16 protein-coding genes are annotated in these 18,619 nt (G+C 71.4%); 8 read left to right on the top strand and 8 right to left on the bottom strand.

From position 1 onward, the window contains the following. Positions 1 to 466: 466 nt before the first annotated feature. The 8 genes from K7G59_RS19080 to K7G59_RS19040 all read left to right on the top strand — a co-directional run bounded on the left by K7G59_RS19080 (position 467) and on the right by K7G59_RS19040 (position 11,548). On the top strand, positions 467 to 2,167 hold the full coding sequence (locus tag K7G59_RS19080) for a hypothetical protein (protein ID WP_225835792.1): 1,701 nt from the start codon (positions 467 to 469) through the stop codon (positions 2,165 to 2,167). Positions 2,168 to 2,323: 156 nt separating this feature from the next. Continuing rightward, complete coding sequence (locus tag K7G59_RS19075; protein ID WP_225835790.1) at positions 2,324 to 3,166, top strand: nitrilase-related carbon-nitrogen hydrolase; 843 nt, start codon at positions 2,324 to 2,326, stop codon at positions 3,164 to 3,166. 29 nt (positions 3,167 to 3,195) lie between these two features. Further along, positions 3,196 to 4,446 (top strand): aspartate aminotransferase family protein, encoded by a 1,251-nt coding sequence (locus K7G59_RS19070; protein WP_225835940.1) that lies wholly within the window; start codon positions 3,196 to 3,198, stop codon positions 4,444 to 4,446. Positions 4,447 to 4,464: 18 nt separating this feature from the next. Then, positions 4,465 to 6,051 carry a PucR family transcriptional regulator gene (locus K7G59_RS19065; protein WP_225835787.1) on the top strand — a complete coding sequence of 529 codons (1,587 nt, stop codon included), beginning with the start codon at positions 4,465 to 4,467 and terminating at the stop codon, positions 6,049 to 6,051. 155 nt (positions 6,052 to 6,206) lie between these two features. Beyond that, a complete protein-coding gene (locus K7G59_RS19060; RefSeq protein WP_225835785.1) occupies positions 6,207 to 7,049 on the top strand; it encodes a nitrilase-related carbon-nitrogen hydrolase in 843 nt (280 codons plus the stop codon). Between the two features lie 40 nt (positions 7,050 to 7,089). Continuing rightward, positions 7,090 to 8,532, top strand: coding sequence for a dihydropyrimidinase (gene hydA, locus K7G59_RS19055; RefSeq protein ID WP_225835783.1), 1,443 nt, complete (start codon positions 7,090 to 7,092; stop codon positions 8,530 to 8,532). A gap of 11 nt (positions 8,533 to 8,543) precedes the next feature. Further along, the gene (locus K7G59_RS19050; RefSeq protein ID WP_225835782.1) at positions 8,544 to 9,563 is read left to right on the top strand and encodes a TIGR03842 family LLM class F420-dependent oxidoreductase; all 1,020 of its coding nucleotides are present in this window, start codon (positions 8,544 to 8,546) and stop codon (positions 9,561 to 9,563) included. Between the two features lie 434 nt (positions 9,564 to 9,997). Then, the gene (locus K7G59_RS19040) at positions 9,998 to 11,548 is read left to right on the top strand and encodes an NCS1 family nucleobase:cation symporter-1 (protein ID WP_225835780.1); all 1,551 of its coding nucleotides are present in this window, start codon (positions 9,998 to 10,000) and stop codon (positions 11,546 to 11,548) included. Between the two features lie 228 nt (positions 11,549 to 11,776). Here K7G59_RS19040 and K7G59_RS19035 read toward each other — a convergent pair whose 3' ends face one another. From K7G59_RS19035 to K7G59_RS19000, 8 genes are all read right to left on the bottom strand, one after another. Beyond that, positions 11,777 to 12,445 (bottom strand): hypothetical protein, encoded by a 669-nt coding sequence (locus K7G59_RS19035; RefSeq protein ID WP_225835778.1) that lies wholly within the window; start codon positions 12,443 to 12,445, stop codon positions 11,777 to 11,779. Between the two features lie 230 nt (positions 12,446 to 12,675). Then, on the bottom strand, positions 12,676 to 13,218 hold the full coding sequence (locus K7G59_RS19030; RefSeq protein WP_225835776.1) for a hypothetical protein: 543 nt from the start codon (positions 13,216 to 13,218) through the stop codon (positions 12,676 to 12,678). Between the two features lie 7 nt (positions 13,219 to 13,225). After that, positions 13,226 to 14,524: a WXG100 family type VII secretion target gene (locus K7G59_RS19025; RefSeq protein ID WP_225835774.1), complete on the bottom strand. Its 1,299-nt coding sequence runs from the start codon at positions 14,522 to 14,524 to the stop codon at positions 13,226 to 13,228. A gap of 6 nt (positions 14,525 to 14,530) precedes the next feature. Beyond that, the gene (locus tag K7G59_RS19020) at positions 14,531 to 14,824 is read right to left on the bottom strand and encodes a DUF6317 family protein (RefSeq protein WP_225835772.1); all 294 of its coding nucleotides are present in this window, start codon (positions 14,822 to 14,824) and stop codon (positions 14,531 to 14,533) included. Further along, complete coding sequence (locus K7G59_RS19015; RefSeq protein WP_225835770.1) at positions 14,824 to 15,252, bottom strand: SAV_915 family protein; 429 nt, start codon at positions 15,250 to 15,252, stop codon at positions 14,824 to 14,826. The genes K7G59_RS19020 and K7G59_RS19015 overlap by 1 nt, the downstream gene beginning before the upstream one ends. A 326-nt stretch (positions 15,253 to 15,578) precedes the next feature. After that, positions 15,579 to 16,610, bottom strand: a complete 1,032-nt coding sequence (locus K7G59_RS19010) for a LacI family DNA-binding transcriptional regulator (RefSeq protein WP_225835768.1) — start codon at positions 16,608 to 16,610, stop codon at positions 15,579 to 15,581. Positions 16,611 to 16,685: 75 nt separating this feature from the next. Then, entirely contained in the window at positions 16,686 to 17,522 is an 837-nt protein-coding gene (locus tag K7G59_RS19005; RefSeq protein ID WP_225835764.1) for an ATP-binding cassette domain-containing protein, read from the bottom strand. Beyond that, positions 17,519 to 18,532, bottom strand: coding sequence for an ABC transporter permease (locus tag K7G59_RS19000; RefSeq protein WP_225835762.1), 1,014 nt, complete (start codon positions 18,530 to 18,532; stop codon positions 17,519 to 17,521). Before K7G59_RS19000 ends, K7G59_RS19005 begins: the two co-directional genes overlap by 4 nt. Between the last annotated feature and the right edge of the window lie 87 nt (positions 18,533 to 18,619).

Here is an 18,619-nt window from a genome sequence, read left to right as displayed (position 1 = left end):
TCCGGGGACCGTGCTCTGTGCTCGCACACCTGTGCTGGAGGCGTACGGGCGCGGGAGCCGTGGCTCGTACGGAGCGTCCAGCCGCCGGCCACCGCGTGGTCGTCACCCTTCCCGCTCGCGATCACCAGGACTGGTGGACCATGGCGTGGCGCGGGGGAAGGCCGCGCGGTACACCGTGGCCGGCCGAACGGCACACCCGGCCGAGGGCGGGCGCGACCGGGTTGCCCCGACTCCGGCGCTCTTCGCGGCGGCTGCGCCGGCCGGCGTTCTCGGGCTGTCCATGGGCGAGCCGGTCGCGCGGTGCGCGCTGCCGCCGGTCCGGCCCCGCCCGCCTGCGGGCGCCGGCGGCGGCCGGGGCCATCGATGAGCCGCCCGCACTCTGCCGGAAAACTCTGCGTAGCAGAGCCGTAACACGGCTGGTGTTGCCTACAATCCGAGTGCTGGCAGGGCGGGCGGGGGTCGGACGATGGCTGTGGATCAACTCCTCGGGCAAGTGCGGGAGTTCGCGAGTTACCTGGACGGCCTCCTGGCGCGTCTGGACCAGGGCGGCGGCTGGTCCGGGGTGTTCTGGCGACGCGACCCGGAGGGCATGCAGGCCTGCCTCGACGGGCAGGAGGTGCCCCCGTGGGACGTCGTGGAGGCCCTGCTGCAGGACCTCGCGGCGGCGTACGGTCCCGACGCCGCGACGGCGGAGAAGGAGAGGGCGCGCACCCTGTACGCGGCGGCGCTCACCGCGTACGACGCCCGGCCCGGTGCCCGTGACGCTCTCGGTGACCGCCTCGACGTCATGCTCCGCGAACAGCGGTACGCCGCCGAACGCCAGGCGGAACTCGGCCGGCTCCTCGCCGTCGCGGCCACCCATGAGGAGGCCGAGTCCCTCCGCCTCGACCTTGCCTGGGCCCGCGACGACCACGAACGGGCCACGGCCCGCTGCGCCGAGCTCCGCGCGCGGATGGCCAGGGTGGAACGGGGGGCGGCGAACGCCGTGCCGGTCAGCGGCGACATGCGGCCCGACCGGGCCGGGGGAGACTGGCGGGCCGGGGGAGACTGGCGGGCCGGAGACGGGTCAGACGCGGCAGACGGCGGCAGCGGCGGCGACTCGTCCGCCGCAGCCGGCCCCGGGCGGACACTGCGGGCCACCGAGGACCTACGGTCCGCCGAGCCGGCCCACTCAGCTCAGATATCCCGAGCGGCCCGGTCCGCTCCCGACTCCGCTGAGGTCCCCTACGCCGCTCAGGGTCTCCGGTCTGGGCACGCTCCCGGCTCCGCTGAGGTCTCCTACGCCGCTCAGGGTCTCCGGTCCGCCCACGCCCCCGACTCCGCCCACGCCCCCGACTCCGCCCACGCCCCCCACACCGCTCCCTCCGCCCAGACGTCCCGGGCCGCCGAGACCCCTGCGCCTGCTGCCCCCACCGTCCCCGCGCCGGAGGCACCCGGCAAACCCCGTAAGCGCCGGCGCGGCAGTGCACGGTTCGCCGGGATGGCCGAGGCCGCGGGCGGCCCCGCCGTCGTCCCCGAGGCGCCCGCGTCACCCGCACCGGACGCCTCCGCCCGCCGCCGTGCCCCCCGAGGAGCCCGGTTCGCCGGGGCGGGGCAGGCGGTCGAGCGGGCGGAGCCGGCTGGGGCGGCGGTGGACGAGGCGGAGAGGGCGGCCGTCGCCGAGGCCGTCGAGCGGCTGGTGCGGCTGCGGACCGAGGGGCGCAGCGGGGAAGCGCATGTCCTGCTGGTGGAGGCAGCTCAGTGGCCCGCCGCCCGCTTCCCGCTGCTTGCGGACGCCCTGCGGTGGGCCGGGCTCGGCGCCGACTGGGCCACGCTGCTGTGGGAGGCCGCCTCGCTGCCCGCCGGGCGGCTGGTCGCCGCCGCCGACGCGCTGGAGGCTGCCGGCCGGGCCGGTGACGGGCAGCAGATCCTGCGGCAGGGTGTCGCGCGGCCGGCACCGGAGATCGGCGAGGCCGTGCTCGGGCTGGAATCGGCGGGCCGGCACCGCGAGGTACGGGCCCTGCTGGACGCCTACGTCCGTGTCCGCACCCCGGAGGAGGCCGCGCGCAGCGCCGCCACTGACCCCGGCCGGATGGTGCCGCTGCTGCTGGAGGCCGCCCAGCAGGTCTCGCAGGAGCGGTACTGGGACCTGGTGCACGCCTTACGAGTCGCCGGGTTCGCGGCCTGATCCCGGAGGGAAAACCTCGCTCACCCGGTTCTCCTGGTGTCCTGAAAGCGGTTCACTCGATCGAGTGGGCGGGCGTCCTTCCCAGCGGGGAAATTGCCCTCTACCGTCGGCGTACACGCGCGTAGACGCTCGGACGTCGCGTCGAAGGAGCAGCTCATGGCCAACGTCGTACGTGCCGCACTCGTCCAGGCCACCTGGACCGGCGACACCGAGTCCATGGTGGCGAAACACGAGGAGCACGCCCGCGAGGCGGCCCGCCGGGGTGCGAAGATCATCGGTTTTCAGGAAGTGTTCAACGCGCCCTACTTCTGCCAGGTCCAGGAGCCTGAGCACTACCGCTGGGCCGAGCCCGTGCCCGACGGGCCGACCGTCCGCCGGATGCGGGACCTCGCCCGCGAGACCGGCCTGGTGATCGTCGCGCCGGTCTTCGAGGTCGAGCAGTCCGGCTTCTACTACAACACCGCCGCGGTGATCGACGCCGACGGCAGCTACCTCGGCAAGTACCGCAAGCATCACATCCCGCAGGTCAAGGGCTTCTGGGAGAAGTACTACTTCAAACCGGGGAACCTGGGGTGGCCCGTCTTCGACACGGCGGTGGGCAAGGTCGGCGTCTATATCTGCTACGACCGCCACTTCCCGGAGGGCTGGCGGCAACTCGGCCTGAACGGTGCTCAGCTGGTCTACAACCCGTCCGCCACCCACCGCGGTCTGTCCGCCTACCTGTGGCAGCTGGAGCAGCCCGCGGCGGCCGTCGCCAACGAGTACTTCGTCGCCGCCATCAACCGGGTCGGGCAGGAGGAGTACGGCGACAACGACTTCTACGGCACGAGCTACTTCGTCGATCCCCGCGGCAGGTTCGTCGGTGAGACGGCCAGCGACAAGACCGAGGAACTCCTCGTCCGGGACCTCGACTTCGACGTCATCGAGGAAGTCCGTCAGCAGTGGGCGTTCTACCGCGACCGACGCCCCGACGCCTACGAAGGACTGGTGCAGCCGTGAACGACCTCTACTCCCGCCACCGCCAGGTCATGCCCGACTGGCTCGCCCTCTACTACGACGAGCCACTGGAGATCACCCACGGCGAGGGCCGCCACGTCTGGGACTCCTCCGGCAACAAGTACCTGGACTTCTTCGGCGGCATCCTCACCACGATGACCGCGCACGCGCTGCCCGAGGTGACCAAGGCGGTCAGCGAGCAGGCCGGCCGCATCCTCCACTCCTCGACCCTCTACCTCAACCGGCCGATGGTCGAACTGGCCGAGCGCATCGCCAAGGTGAGCGGCATCCCGGACGCCCGGGTGTTCTTCACCACCTCCGGTACCGAGGCCAACGACACCGCCCTGCTGCTCGCCACCGCCTACCGCGGCAGCAACACCGTCCTGGCGATGCGCAACAGCTACCACGGCCGCTCCTTCAGCGCGGTCGGCATCACCGGCAACCGCGGCTGGTCCCCGACCTCGCTCTCCCCGCTGCAGACGCTGTACGTCCACGGGGGCGTCCGCAGCCGCGGCCCGTTCGCCGAACTGGACGACCGCGCCTTCATCGACGCCTGCGTGGCGGATCTGAAGGACGTCCTCGGGCAGGCCCGGCAGCCCGCCGCGCTGATCGCCGAGCCCGTCCAGGGCGTCGGCGGCTTCACCTCCCCGCCCGACGGACTGTACGCGGCATTCCGTGAGGTGCTGAACGCACACGGGATCCTGTGGATCGCCGACGAGGTGCAGACCGGCTGGGGGCGCACCGGCGAGCACTTCTGGGGCTGGCAGGCACACGCCCGCAGCGGTCCGCCGGACATCGTCACCTTCGCCAAGGGCATCGGCAACGGCATGTCCGTCGGCGGTGTGATCGCCCGCGCCGAGATCATGAACTGCCTGGACGCCAACAGCATCTCCACCTTCGGCGGCACCCAGATCACCATGGCCGCCGGCCTGGCCAACCTCGCCTATCTCCTGGAACACGACCTCCAGGGCAACGCCCGCCGGGTCGGCGGACTGCTCATCGAGCGGCTGCGCGCCGTCGCCGCCCAGCTGCCGGGCGTGCGCGAGGTGCGCGGACGCGGCCTGATGATCGGCATCGAGCTGGTGAGACCCGGCACCGACGAGGCCGATCCGCAGCAAGCCGCCGCAGTGCTGGAGGCGGCCCGCGACGGCGGACTGCTCATCGGCAAGGGCGGCGGCCACGACACCAGCGCGCTGCGCATCGCCCCGCCGCTGTCGCTGACCGTCGCGGAGGCGGAGGAGGGCGCGGCGATCCTCGAACGCGCGCTGAGGAGTACGTACTAGCACCAAGGGGGTATGGCCATGACTGCCACCTCGGACACCTCGGACACCCGATACGCCTGGGAGCCCGCGCTCTCCGTCCGCCAGGTGCTGACCCTGGAGCGGGTGCTCGCCGGGGAGCCCGAGGTGGTGGCCGGTGCCAGGCAGCTCGACCGGCCGGTGCGCTGGGTGCACGTCGCCGAGGCCGCCGACGTCGGGGTGATGCTCAGCGGCGGCGAAATGGTGCTCACCACCGGCGTGCTGCTCGCCGGTGACGAGGCCAAACAGGCCGAGTACATCCAGTCGTTGCACCGGGCCGAGGCCGCCGCGGTCGTTCTCGGCCTCGGCCGTGCCTTCCCCGCACCCCCGGAGGCCATGCGCTGCGCGGCGGACCGCTGCGGCCTGCCCATGGTGGTCCTCCACCGCCCCTTTCCCTTCGCGGAGCTGACGGAGGAGGTCCAGTCCCGTCTGGTGCGACGGAAGTTCGCCGCCGTCAGCCTCTCGGAGTCGGTCCGTACCGCGCTCACCCGCCTCATCACGGCCGGCGCCCCCCTCCAGCGGCTCCTCGACGAAGTCGCCGTGCACAGCGGCTGCCCGGTCGTCGTCACCAACCTCGCCCATCGCGTCCTCGCCACGGCGGGGGAGCGGTCCGCGGTGGACGACGTGCTGCGCGACTGGGAGCGGATCGCCCGGCAGGCCGGCGGCGGCGCGGGCGACGGCTGGATCCGCGCCGAACTGGGCGGGGGCGGGGAGCGCTGGGGCCGGATCCTGCTGTGCGGGTACCGGGGCGACCCGGCCGCCGGGCGGCTGCTCGCCGACCGGGCCGCCGAAGCGCTCGTCCTGCACCGCATGCTCGGCGGCGGCTCCACGCGGACCTGGGAGGAGCAGTCCGCGCGGAGCCTGCTGACCGACCTCGTCAGCGGTGTCGTACCGGCCCGCCACCTGCTGCCGCGGGCGCGGGCGGCCGGGCTGCCGGTCAACCGGCGGACCTTCGTACCGCTCGTCGTCCCGGGCGGCGATCCCGGCCAACTCGACCGAGTGCTGCGGATGCTGGGTCTGTCCGGGCTCGTCGCCGAGCTGGCCGACGGGGCCACCGCCGTGCTGCTCAGCCTCGCCCGCGACCAGGACGCCGAGGCGCTGACCGCGCACTTCGCGACCCGGCTGCGCACCGAGACCGGGCACCCGGCCGCCGTCGTCGCCGCCGCCGATCCACGCACCGCCTGGGACGAGGTGCCCGCCGGGCTGCGCGAGGCACGGCACGTCGCCGACGCCGTCGCCGGCTCCGCCGCCGCCCTCGACCTGCCCGCCGTCGTACGGCTGCGGGACGTCCATCTGCGCGGACTGGTCCGGCTGTTGCGCGACGATCCCCAGGTGCAGTCCTTCGCCGAACGGGAGCTGGACGGGCTGCTGCGCGGCGCCGCCGAACCGGAGCTGCTGAACGTGCTGCGCACCTACCTGGCGACCGGCCGCAACAAGTCCCGCACCGCCCAGCTCCACCACGTGTCCCGGCCCGCGCTCTACCGCCGCCTGGAGGCCATACAGGCCCGCCTCGGCGTCGACCTGGACGACTTCGAACAGGCGGCCTCCGTGCACATCGCGCTCCTCGCGCACGACGCGCAACAGGGGTGAAACATGCCACCAACTGGGAAGACGGCGGTGAAACATGGGACCGTACGCGCGTGACACGGTGGCACGCCGACCGCCCGCATACGTGACACGCTGCAACTCAAAGCGGTCATCCGGCCTTTCTAGGCTCGCCGTACCCCGAGCGAGTGGAGGCCTCGATGAGCCGAGTGATCCGTGCCGCCCTCTTCCAGACCGCCTGGACCGGCGACAAGGAGTCGATGATCCGGGTGCACGAGCAGGCGGCCCGCGACGCCGCAGCGCAGGGCGCCCAAGTCCTCTGCTTCCAGGAGCTGTTCTACGGCCCCTATTTCTGCCAGGTGCAGGACAAGGCGTTCTACGAGTACGCCGAGCAGATCCCCGAGGGCCCGACCGTACGGCGCTTCCAGTCCCTCGCCCGCGAGCTGGGCATCGTCCTCGTCCTGCCCATGTACGAGGAGGAACAGCCGGGCGTCCTGTACAACACCGCCGCCGTGATCGACGCGGACGGCTCCTACCTCGGCAAGTACCGCAAGACCCACATCCCCCAGGTCCAGGGGTTCTGGGAGAAGTTCTACTTCCGTCCCGGCAACGTCGGCTGGCCCGTCTTCGACACGGCCGCCGGCCGGATCGGGGTGTACATCTGCTACGACCGCCACTTCCCGGAAGGCTGGCGCGCCCTGGGCCTGGCCGGAGCCGAGATCGTCTTCAACCCGTCGGCGACCTCGCGCGGCCTGTCGCGCTACCTGTGGCAGCTGGAACAGCCGGCGGCGGCCGTCGCCAACGAGTACTTCGTCGGCGCCATCAACCGGGTCGGGGTGGAAGACCTCGGCGACAACGACTTCTACGGCACCACCTACTTCGTCGACCCCGAAGCCCAGTTCGTCGGCGAGCCGGCGAGCGACAAGGAGACCGAACTCGTCGTCCGCGACCTGGACCTGGCCAAACTCCGCGAGGTACGCGACCGCTGGCAGTTCTACCGCGACCGGGCGCCCGGGGCGTACACGCCGCTGACCGCACCCTGACCGCACCGTTCACCCTGGCCGCCCTGGGAGGAGAGGGACCATGAGCAGCCGTACCGTCATCCGCGGGGGCCTCGTCATCACCGCGTCCGACGAGATCCACGCCGACGTCCTGATCGAGGACGGCCGCATCGCCGCCCTCGCCGCCTCCGGCACCCCCGCCGCCGAGGCGTTCACCGCCGAGCGAAGCGAGATGGGGGCACCCCCGCCCGAAGGGTGGGGGAAGGTCATCGACGCCACCGGGAAGTACGTCATCCCGGGCGGCGTCGACGCCCACACCCACATGGAGCTGCCGTTCGGCGGCACCTTCGCCTCCGACACCTTCGAGACCGGCACCCGCGCCGCCGCCTGGGGCGGCACCACGACCATCGTCGACTTCGCGGTGCAGAACGTCGGCCGCACCCTGCGCGAGGGCCTGGACACCTGGCACGCCAAGGCCGAGGGCAACTGCGCGATCGACTACGCCTTCCACATGATCGTCTCGGATGTGAACGACGAGACGCTGAAGGAGATGGACCTGCTGATCGAGGAGGGAGTGACCTCCTTCAAGCAGTTCATGGCCTACCCGGGGGTGTTCTACTCCGACGACGGCCAGATCCTGCGGGCCATGCAGCGTTCCGCCGAGAACGGCGGCCTGATCATGATGCACGCCGAGAACGGCATCGCGATCGACGTGCTGGTCGAACAGGCCCTCGCCCGCGGCGAGACCGACCCGCGCTACCACGGCGAGGTCCGCAAGGCCCTGCTGGAAGCCGAGGCCACGCACCGCGCCATCCGGCTCGCCCAGGTCGCCGGGGCGCCGCTGTACGTCGTGCACGTCTCGGCGATGGAGGCGGTGGCCGAGCTGGCGCGGGCACGCGACGAGGGGCTGAACGTCTTCGGCGAGACCTGCCCGCAGTACCTGTTCCTGTCCACCGACAACCTCGCCGAACCCGGCTTCGAGGGCGCCAAGTACGTGTGCTCCACGCCCCTGCGGCCGAAGGAGCACCAGGCCAGGCTCTGGCGGGGCCTGCGCACCAACGACCTCCAGGTCGTCTCCACCGACCACTGCCCGTTCTGCTTCACCGGCCAGAAGGAACTGGGCCGCGGCGACTTCTCCAAGATCCCCAACGGACTGCCCGGCGTGGAGAACCGCATGGACCTCCTGCACCAGGCCGTCGTCGACGGGCACATCTCCCGCCGCCGCTGGATCGAGATCGCCTGCGCCACCCCCGCCCGCATGTTCGGCCTCTACCCGGCCAAGGGCACCATCGCGCCCGGTTCGGACGCCGACGTCGTCATCTACGACCCGCACGCCGAGCAGGTCATGTCCGCGGCGACGCATCACATGAACGTCGACTACTCGGCGTACGAGGGCAGGCGGACGACCGGCCGGGTCGAGACCGTGCTCTCGCGCGGCGAAGCCGTCATCACCGAGCGGGAGTACACCGGACGCGCCGGACACGGCGTCTTCACCCCGCGCTCCACCTGCCAGTACCTCACCTAGGAGCAGCGCCCATGGACTTCGGACTCGTCCTGCAGACCGACCCGCCGGCCGCCCGCGTCATCAGCCTGATGAAGCGGGCCGAACGCAACGGCTTCACGTACGGCTGGACCTTCGACTCCGCCGTGCTGTGGCAGGAACCCTTCGTGATCTACAGTCAGATCCTCGCCCAGACGACCAAGCTGACGATCGGCCCGATGGTCACCAACCCGGGCACCCGCACCTGGGAGGTCACCGCCTCCACCTTCGCCACCCTCAACGACATGTTCGGCAACCGCACCGTGTGCGGCATCGGTCGCGGCGACTCCGCGATGCGCGTCGCGGGCCGCAGGCCCAACACCCTCGCCCGCATCAGCGAGGCGATGAAGGTCATCCGGGCCCTCGGCCGGGGCGAGGAGGCCGACCTCGGCGGCACGAGGATCAGGTTTCCGTGGATCAAGCCCGGCGCACAACTTCCCGTGTGGATGGCCGCGTACGGCCCGAAGGCCCTGAAGATGGCCGGCGAGGAGGCCGACGGGTTCATCCTCCAGCTGGCCGACCCGTACCTGACCGAGTACATGGTCAAGGCCGTCAGGGACGCCGCCGTGGCCGCCGGCCGCGACCCCTCCGAGATCACCGTCTGCGTCGCCGCCCCCGCCTACGTCACCGAGGACGACTCGCCCGAGGCACTCGCCCACGCCCGCGATCAGTGCCGGTGGTTCGGCGGCATGGTCGGCAACCACGTGGCCGACCTGGTCGCCAAGTACGGCGAACACTCCGCCCAGGTGCCCGACGAACTCACCGACTACATCAAGGCGCGACAGGGCTACGACTACTCCCACCACGGACGGGCCGGCAACCCCGACACCCAGTTCGTGCCCGACGAGATCGTCGACCGGTTCTGCGTGATCGGCCCGGCCGGGAAACACGTCGAGAAACTGCACGCGCTGCGCGAGCTGGGCGTCGACCAGTTCGCGGTGTACGACATGCACGACGCGCAGGAGGCCACCATCGACGCCTACGGCGCAAGGGTGATCCCGGCCGTCAACGCCTGAGCCCACCCCGCCCCCCTCTCCTCCTCCCCCTCCCTGGTCACCCCTCCCCGCCGTCCCGGGGAGGGGCCGGTGCCCGTACGGCCTTTACCGCCCCGCCCCTCGTTGATCGGCCCGCCCATGACCGACGCCGCTCCCACGGCCATACCGCCGGCCGCTCGAGTCACCCTGGCCGACGGCCGGGTGGGGATCGCCTCCGGTGCCCCGCAGCCCAGCGGCCCCTACGCCCACGCGGCCCTGCTTCCCGTCCCCGTCGCCAGGCGCACGTGGACGACGTACAACTTCGAAGCCGCCTGGGCGGGTCGGCCCCTGCCGGCGGTGCGTCCGCTCGTGCGTCAGGCCGGCTCGTTCATTGCTCGTCGCACTCCCGGGGATGAGTTGAGGAGCTTCCCGGAGTCCCCATCGTCACAAGAGTCTTGCGATACGAGGTGGTCCTGATGTCCTCCAGTGGCAGAACCCTGGCCGATCCGGCCGTCGCGCAGCAGGTGTATCCGGACGGCCGGGTCGCGTTGTCCGATCCGGCGGTGCTGGATGATTCGCGTTTCGCCAACGCGGACCTGGTGCCGGTACCGATCGCGCACCGGACATGGGGGACTTACAACTATCTCGCCCTCTGGGTGGGAATGGCGCATTGCATTCCGTCGTGGACGCTGGCCTCGGGGCTGGTGGCGCTGGGGATGGACTGGAAGCAGGCAGTGCTGACGATCGCGCTGGCGAACGTGGTCGTCCTGGTGCCGATGCTGCTGACCGGTCACGCCGGCACCAAGTACGGGATCCCCTTCCCGGTGTTCGCGCGGGCGTCCTTCGGGGTGCGCGGGGCGAACCTGCCGGCGATGGTGCGGGCGGCGGTGGCGTGCTGCTGGTTCGGCATCCAGACGTGGATCGGCGGGGAGGGCATCTTCCTGCTGGCCGGCAAGCTGTTCGGCCACGGCTGGCTGCACGCCGGCTCGATCGGGGGCACGCCGTGGACCCAGTGGCTGTCGTTCGGCGTGTTCTGGCTCATCGAGGTCGCCATCATCACCCGCGGCATGGAGACGCTGCGCAGGGTGGAGAACTGGGCGGCACCGCTGGTGATCGTCGGCGCGCTGGTGCTGCTGGGGGTCATGGCCGCCAAGGCGGGCGGCTTCGGCCCGCTGCTGGACCAGCCCTCCAGCCTGGGCTGGGGGAGCGGGTTCTGGAAGGTGTTCTTCCCCTCTCTGATGGGCATGATCGGCTTCTGGTCCACGCTCTCGCTGAACATCCCCGACTTCACTCGCTTCGGCGGCAGCCAGCGCGCTCAGCTGTGGGGCCAGGCCCTGGGCCTGCCGACCACGATGACACTGTTCGCGATCCTGTCGGTGCTGGTGACGTCCGGCTCCCAGGCCGTCTACGGGGCGCCGATCTGGGATCCGATCGCACTGAGCGCGAAGATGAGCAACACCGTCGGCGCCTTGTTCGCGCTGCTGATCGTGATGGTGGCGACCTTGTCGGTGAACATCGCCGCCAATGTCGTCTCCCCGGCGTACGACCTGTCGAACTTGCTGCCGCGACTGGTCAGCTTCCGCACCGGCGCGCTGATCACCGGTGTGGTCGGCATCCTGATCATGCCGTGGAAGCTGATCGCCAACCCGCACGTGTACATCTTCACGTGGCTGGGCTTCGTGGGCGGACTGCTCGGTACCGTGGCCGGCATCCTCGTCGCCGATTACTGGATCGTGCGCCGTACCCGCCTGGCGTTGGGGGAGTTGTACCAGCCCGGAGGCCGCTACTGGTACACCGGCGGCTGGAACCTGCGCGCGGTGGCCGCCTTCGTGATCGGTGGCGTCCTGGCCGTCGGTGGCTCGTACTCAACCGTGGTCAAGGGCGTCAAGCAGGGCCCCTTCCCCACCGACGGCGTCATCTCGTTCCTCAAGCCCCTGGCCGACTACGGCTGGGCCGTCGGCCTGGCCTCCGCTCTGCTGGTGTACATCCTGCTCAGCCTCGGCCGCAGACAGACCCAGGACAGCTGAACCGCGGACCGGCCGACGAACAGGCCGGGGACAGGCAGGGCATGGAGTCTCCCCGGGCTTCCGACATCGTTCTGTGCCCAAAGGACGGGGACGTCACCAGCCCAGATGTGTCCTGGTCCTGCACCGGCTTCGGTGGACAGCGCTTCTGGAGCGACGTCTCCACCACGCCGGCACCGCTCCTCCACCACCTCGACGACGAGGGCCCGGACCCCAGGACGTGGGGGGCGGTCAGCCGGACCGGCTGCCCTGCAGCGCCGCCACCGCGCTCCGGGCCGCCTTGATGGCTCCCGTGTTGATCTCCTGTGTGTCCGGGGCCTTCTTCGTCTCGAAGTCGCTGCCGTTGTAGGTGACGATCACCAGGGCGTTGGCGACGCGGACCACGACCACGCCCTCACGGGTCTGCTGCTTGTCCTCCGTGGTCAGGTTCACGACGGAGTAGGCGCTGTCGCCGAGCCCGGGTACGGGTCCACCGCCGCTCTTCTCGGTGATGTGCTGCTGGTACTCGCTCGTCGCCGCACGGTCGGACGAGGCCAGTTCGAAGGAGACGTCGAGCCAGCGGTAGTCGTAGCCGTCGAGGGCGTTCCAGGAGCAGGTGCGGCGCAGTCCGGGATCCGTCGACGGGATCTCCTTGCCCGCTGTCCTCGCCCCGGGCACGAGGGCCTTCACCGTGCCCACGGGCACGCTCGTGCAAGGGGCGGGCGCGGCGGAGTACGTCTTCGACTCCTTGGAGGAGGACGACGGAGCGGTGGCCGCCTCGGTGGACGTCTCCTGGGCCGGCCGGTGACCGTCGGCGGGCGGCGCGGCCGGGCCCGACGACATCGCCCAGCCGGCGCAGGCGAGCACCGCGACCGGTGTCAGGCGCGCGGTCAGGGCGAGCGGCAGAGGAAGGGAACGCACGGCGCACTTCTCGTGGGGGAGGGGCAGGGCTTCGGAAAGGGTCCGCATGCTGGACGGGGACGACAGTCTCACACGAGTCCCAGCGGGGCGGAAGGGCCAACTCGCAGCGTACCTGCGTGGTGACGGAGACCTGGAGACAATGTCCCGACTGTGCTGGTATGTCACTCCCGTCGACGGGTCGTCACGACCAGGGTGGCCACGGCCGGTCGGCGTCGGTGTTCCGGCGGGCGTCATGGTCCGCAGGCGTGCTCCTGGAGCCAGCGGCGGGCCCCGGCCTCACTGGGGTACTCGTGGACGGTGAGCGAGGCGGCGAGCCAGCCCACGCCCCACGCGACCAGCGCCGGCAGGACCGGCGCCGCGATCAGCCAGAGAAAGCGCCCGGCCATGGCCAGCCCCACGGAACGCCCGGTCTCCGCGCGCTTGCGGGCGCGGAACTCGCCCGGGGAGGGCGGGTCCAGGAGAGCCTTCTTGTGGTCCCGGCGCTGCCTGACCCAGCCCCAGACGACGGCCCCGCAGGATCCGATCACCTGCGCCCCGTCCCACACCGTGCGTACGGCAGGCGGAAGGGCGCCGCGGAACGAGGCGTACAGGACGAGCGCGATGTAGACGGCGAACGCCAGCACCGGGAGGAGGAGGACGGCCGTACGGACACGGCGCAGCCAGTAACGCGTGCCGCGCTCGTACCAGGTGGTGCCCAGCCCGGGCAGGCTCGGGATCCCGGTGGCCGGGGCGGCGGAAGGAGAAGAAGGAGAAGATGGGGAGGGTCGGGACACGGGGACCTCAGAAGATGCTCTTGATGCCATGCCAGACGTCGTCCTTCAGCCGGACGAAGTCGTGGCCGGTCTGCGACAGGACGTGGCCGGTGCCGTGCACGACGCCGCCCACCACACCGTGGTCGTGGATGTCCTCGCTCCAGTGCTCGTGGAAGGCGTGGTCGATGACCCCTGTCGCACCGATCACCACCGCCCCGCCGACCCCGGCCACCACCGCGGTCGGCACCTCGAAGGGCAGGGCCGCCACCACGCCAGCCGTGATGGCCGTCCCGGCCACCAGACCGGCGACGTTGGCGCCACCGTCGACCGCGACCGAATGCTGCCACGACCAGCCCTTGTCGTGGTCGTCGGAGGCCTCCAGCAGCCCGCAGGCGCCGGCCGCGGCGACGTCCAGCACGGGTATCTCCTTGAGGAAGTCCGGCAGTTTCTCCAGGCTCTCGCCCGCGCGCAGCGCGTCCGCGGCGTCGGCCAGCTTCACGTTGAGGGCACGGTCGTACGGCACCTTGGTGCTGCCGAAGTCGTCGCGTGCGATCGCCTCCTCCAGGGAGTCGACCTTGGCGACCGCATCGCGGTAGGCGCTCTTGGCGGGCAGGTCGTCCGGCATCTTGCGGCCCTGCTGCTGGAACGTCCGGCGCTCCTTGCGGAGTTCCTTCTTGGCCGCCTGCGCCTCCGCCTTCGCCGAGTCGAGCTGGGCCCGGGCCTTCGCCCCGCCGGCCCGTGCGTCCTCGGCGTCGTACGCGTACAGGCCACGCAGATAGTCGGCGATGGTGACCTTGTCGCCAGGAGACGTCGCGCCGTCCTCCGACGTCACCTGCGCGTACAGCCCCTGGAGCTTCTGCGCCGCAACCAGCCGCGCGTGCTGGGCCGTGCGCAGGATCTCGTCGCGCGCCGTGCTGTACTCGTTCATCGCGGCGATCGCCTTCTGGTCGTCCGCGCTCGGCGGACTCGCCGTGACCATCGCCAGCGGCACGCCCTTGGCGCCCATGGCGACGCCCTTGCGGACCGCGGTGTGCTCCGCGTTCTGCAGGGCGGTCTCGCACGTGGACAGCGCCTCCGCGAGCTTTTCGAGGATGTCGCCCGTCTCGTGCACCAGCTCGGCGAAACCCCCGGCGGTCAGCGCGTCCTCGGCCCACTTGGCGCGGAAGGACTCGGCCGCCTCGCCCTTCCAGCCCGCGTCGTCCACCAGCTTGTCGACGGCGCCGGTGAGCGGCTTGACGACGCCGTCCAGCTTGTCCTTGGCATTCTTGTACGTCTCGGCCATCGTGCGCAGTCCGCCGATGTCACCGCCGACCCAGCTGTCGCCCATCAGCCCTCACCCGTCCATCAGGTCTTCGAAGGCACCGTGGACGTCCACGTCGTGCCGGTGGAAGGAGTCCCGCGCGTAGGCGACCTTGTCCCCGTGGTCGTCCAGCCGGTCCGCGAGGCCGGTGTGCAGGCCCACGAGGAGATCGGCGACCTCCTTGATCGCGTGGTCGAGACCGGCGTCGCCGCCGCTGACCACGGGCGGGGCCACGTCGGCGGCCAGCTTGCGGTAGTCGGTGGCCTGGTCGTGGAACGTCCTCGCCATCGTGGCGAGGTCGTCGTAGACGGCTCTGAAGTCGGCCATCAGCGCACCTCCCGCGCGTAGGCGGTCAGGTCGGCGGGCTGCCAGTTGGGCTGTCCCGGTGCGACCCGCGGGTCGAGCACGACGGTGACGCCCTGCTCGCGCACGCCCTCGGCCAGCGGGCCGAGCGACGTGGCGATCCACGGCTGGGCCTCGCCGAGCGCGTCCGCCAGCCTCCGTGGCGTGGTGAAGGCGAAGGCCGCGGTGCCGTGGGCCGGGTGCTCGAACAGCTCGTAGACGACGAAGGGCACGCGCACCGGGCGCCCCTGCGCGTCCGTCGACGCTACGGACCGGGGATGCGCCGGCACGAACACCGGCGTGCCGTAGGCGGGCACGCCCGGCTTGGGCGCGGGCCGGTCGTCCGTGGCCGCACGCGGCGGCGGCGCCGCGTCGACCAGGTCCCTCAGGTGCGAACGGCGTGGCTCGGGCACCCGCCCCGTCGGCACAGCCGTGTCAGGCCCCCCGGACGGTTCCGGTCCGACCAGATCGAGCAGGCGTGAACGTATCGGCGCGCCCATCGCCGTCACCTCTTCCCCGTTGGTTCGCGTGCCGCATGGGCGCGACCACGGTAGCCACCGGGTCAAGGCGCAAATCCGGCTTTGTCGGGGCGCCGGCCAGGGCGTAGAGGGAACCCATAGGCGTGCTTGGCCGGAGGCAGAACGTTTCTTGACCCGTTGCTGAACCGGCAGCGGCACGCGCGGGCGGCGCCGCTCCGACTTCGCCGGCCGCGGCGGACGTGCCGACTGCCCGTGTCATGTCAGGCTTCCTGCCTGACACGGGCAGGGCGCTCCGCCGAGCCCCGGGCGATCAGACGGGTGGGGACGGTGAGGGTGCGGGCGCGGGAGCGGTCGCCGTCGAGGCGTGCCAGGGCGGTGGCCGCGGCCGTCCTGCCGATCTCCTCGGGGTCCTGGGCGACGACGGTCAGGGCCGGTTCGAGCGCCTCGGCGAGCGGTACGTCGTCGAAGGCGACGACGGCGACGTCCTTGCGTCCGCTGCGGGAGAGTTCGGTGACGATGCCCACGGCGACGATGTTGTTGCCGGCGAACAGGGCGGTGGGGGGGTCCGGCAGGGCGAGCAGTTGGGAGGTGGCGGTGGCGGCTCCGTGCTGGTCGTGCGCGTTGGCGACCAGGGAGCGGTCGTGGGCAAGTCCCGCTTCCTGGAGGGCTGAGCGGTATCCGGCCAGACGTTCACGGCGGGTGTACAGGTTGGTGGGGAGGTCGGCGACGAAGCCGATGCGCCGGTGCCCGTGGGCGATCAGGTGGGCGACGCCGTCGTGGGCCCCCGCACGGTTGGAGCTGACGACGCTGTCCGCGGACAGGCCCACGCCCGGCCGGTCGAGGAAGACCACGGGCATCCCGGCAGCGCGGTGGGACCTGAGGTAGGCGTGGTCGGCCCCCACCGACGGGGTGATCATCAGGATACTGACGCGGCGGGCGAGGAACTTGTCCGTCAGGTTGCGTTCGCGCTCGGGGTCGTCGGCTGAGGAGCCCATGAGCAGGGTCAGTCCGCGGCCGCGGACGGTGTCCTCGATGCTGCGGGCCACGGCACCGAAGAAGGGGTTGCCGAGGTCGGGTACGACCAGTCCGATCGTGGTGTCCGGTCCGCCGACGCGGATGTTGCGTGCCATCAGGTTCGGCTGGAAGCCGAGTCTGGCCACGGCGGCGAGCACCTGTTCCCTGGTCTGCACCGAGACGGGTCCGTCCTCGTTCAGGACGCGGGAGACGGTTTTGGCGCTGACGCCCACTTCACGTGCGACGTCGGCCAGGGTGGGGCGGCGGTTCGCTGCCATGGAGCAAACGTCTCCTGTGCTCGTCGGTTCCGGCCTCGGCCTCGGCCGGAACCTGTGAGTGTTTCGGTCGTCAGGTCAGGTGGCCTGGACCCCGGCGGCCTTCGCGGCCTGGGAATCCGCTACGACAGTACCCCCGGCATCGTCCACGGTCAGCGCACCGGTCATGATCGCGACGACCTCCGCCATGGAGTAGTCGGAGGGCTTGATCAGAGCGGCCCGCCTGCCCAGCCGGTGGACGTGGATCCGGTCGGCGATCTCGAAGACATGGGGCATGTTGTGGCTGATCAGAACGACCGGCATGCCCTTGTCGCGGACGCGGCGGATGAGGTCCAGGACCTGGCCGGACTCCCTCACGCCGAGGGCGGCGGTGGGTTCGTCCATGACGACGACGCTGCGCGCCCAGGCGACGGAACGGGCCACCGCCACCGCCTGTCGCTGGCCGCCGGAGAGGGTCTCGACCGGCTGGGTGAGCGAACGCAGTCCGATCTTCAGATCGGCCATGTGCTCGGCGGCCTCCTGGCGCATGCGCTTCTTGTCCAGCATCCGGAAGACGCTGCCGAGGACGCCCGGCCGGCGAAGCTCGCGGCCGAGGAACATGTTCGAGGCGATGTCCATGGAAGCGGCCACGGCGAGGTCCTGGTAGACCGTCTCGATGCCGTGGGCGCGCGCACTCTGCGGACCGGAGAACCGGACGGGTTCGCCGCCCAGGCGGATCTCGCCCGCGTCGGGGACCACGGCGCCGGTCAGGGCTTTGATGAGGCTGGTCTTGCCGGCTCCGTTGTCGCCGATGACAGCGAGCACCTCGCCGGGCAGCAGGTCGAAGTCGGCGCCGTCGATGGCGGTGACGTGGCCGTAGCGCTTGACCAGACCGCGGGCCTGCAGGACGGGGGTGGGGGTGGTGACGGCGGTCATGCGGCCTTCTTCCGGGAGATCTGGTCGACGGTCACCGCGAGGATCACCAGGACGCCGGTGATCAGGGTCTGGTAGATGGAGGCGACGCCCATCAGCTGCAGGCCGTTGCGGAAGACGCCGACGATGAGGACGCCGATGAAGGTGCCCAGGACCGACCCGCGTCCGCCGAAGAGGCTGGTGCCGCCCAGGACCACGGCGGTGATGCTGTCGAGGTTGTCGGTCTGCCCGGCCTGCGGGTCGCCGACTCCGGTGCGGGAGATGAGCAGCAGGGCGGCGATGCCGTAGAGCAGGCCGGCGACGGTGTACACGCCGATGGTCAGCCGGGACGTGCGGATGCCGTTCAGCCGGGCCGCCTCCTGGCTGTTGCCCAGGGCGTAGACGTGCCGGCCCCAGCCGGTGCTGCTCAGCGCGTAGCTGAGGAGGAGGAAGAGGGCGATGGTGACCAGGGAGCCGTAGGTGATGTCGGTGTGGCCGAGCGGGAAGGTCCTGCCGAGGGCCGTCAGCGGGCCGGGCAGGCTGGTGACCGTCTGCTCCTCCGAGTAGATGTGGGTCAGCGCGAACGCCACGTTGAGCATGCCGAGGGTCACGATGAACGGCGGCAGCGGGACCTTCTGCACCAGCAGCCCGTTGAGCAGGCCGAAGCCGCCGCAGACGACCAGGCCCAGAGCGATGGCGGCCAGTGGCGGCAGGGAGCCCTCGGCCGCCGTCTTGGCGATCACGATGCTGCCGAACGCCATCACGGCCCCGCACGACAGGTCGATGCCGGCCGTGAGGATGATCAGCGTCTGGCCGATGGCCAGCGTGCCGACCACCATGACCTGTTGCACGATCAGCGAGAAGTTCCCGCCCGTGAGGAACTGGTCGGTCGAGGCGGAGAAGAAGACACAGGCCAGAAGGAGGGCGAGCAGCGGGCCGGTGGTCGGTTGCGTGAGCAGTCTGCGGACCGTGGTCGGTGCTTTGAGCTCGGCGTACGGCGTCGATGTGGAGGGTGGCGTGGACGTGGCGGTCATGCGAAGTCCTTGTCGGAAGACAGAGGTCCTTGGGGAAGGACGAGGGAAGCGGCCGTCCCGGGGCGGGAAGCGGGGGCCGGCCGCCCC

Origin of the sequence: Streptomyces sp. NK08204 (assembly GCF_020400585.1) — a bacterium.
Lineage (GTDB): Bacteria > Actinomycetota > Actinomycetes > Streptomycetales > Streptomycetaceae > Streptomyces.
This window is presented reverse-complemented; position numbering and strand designations above follow the sequence as displayed.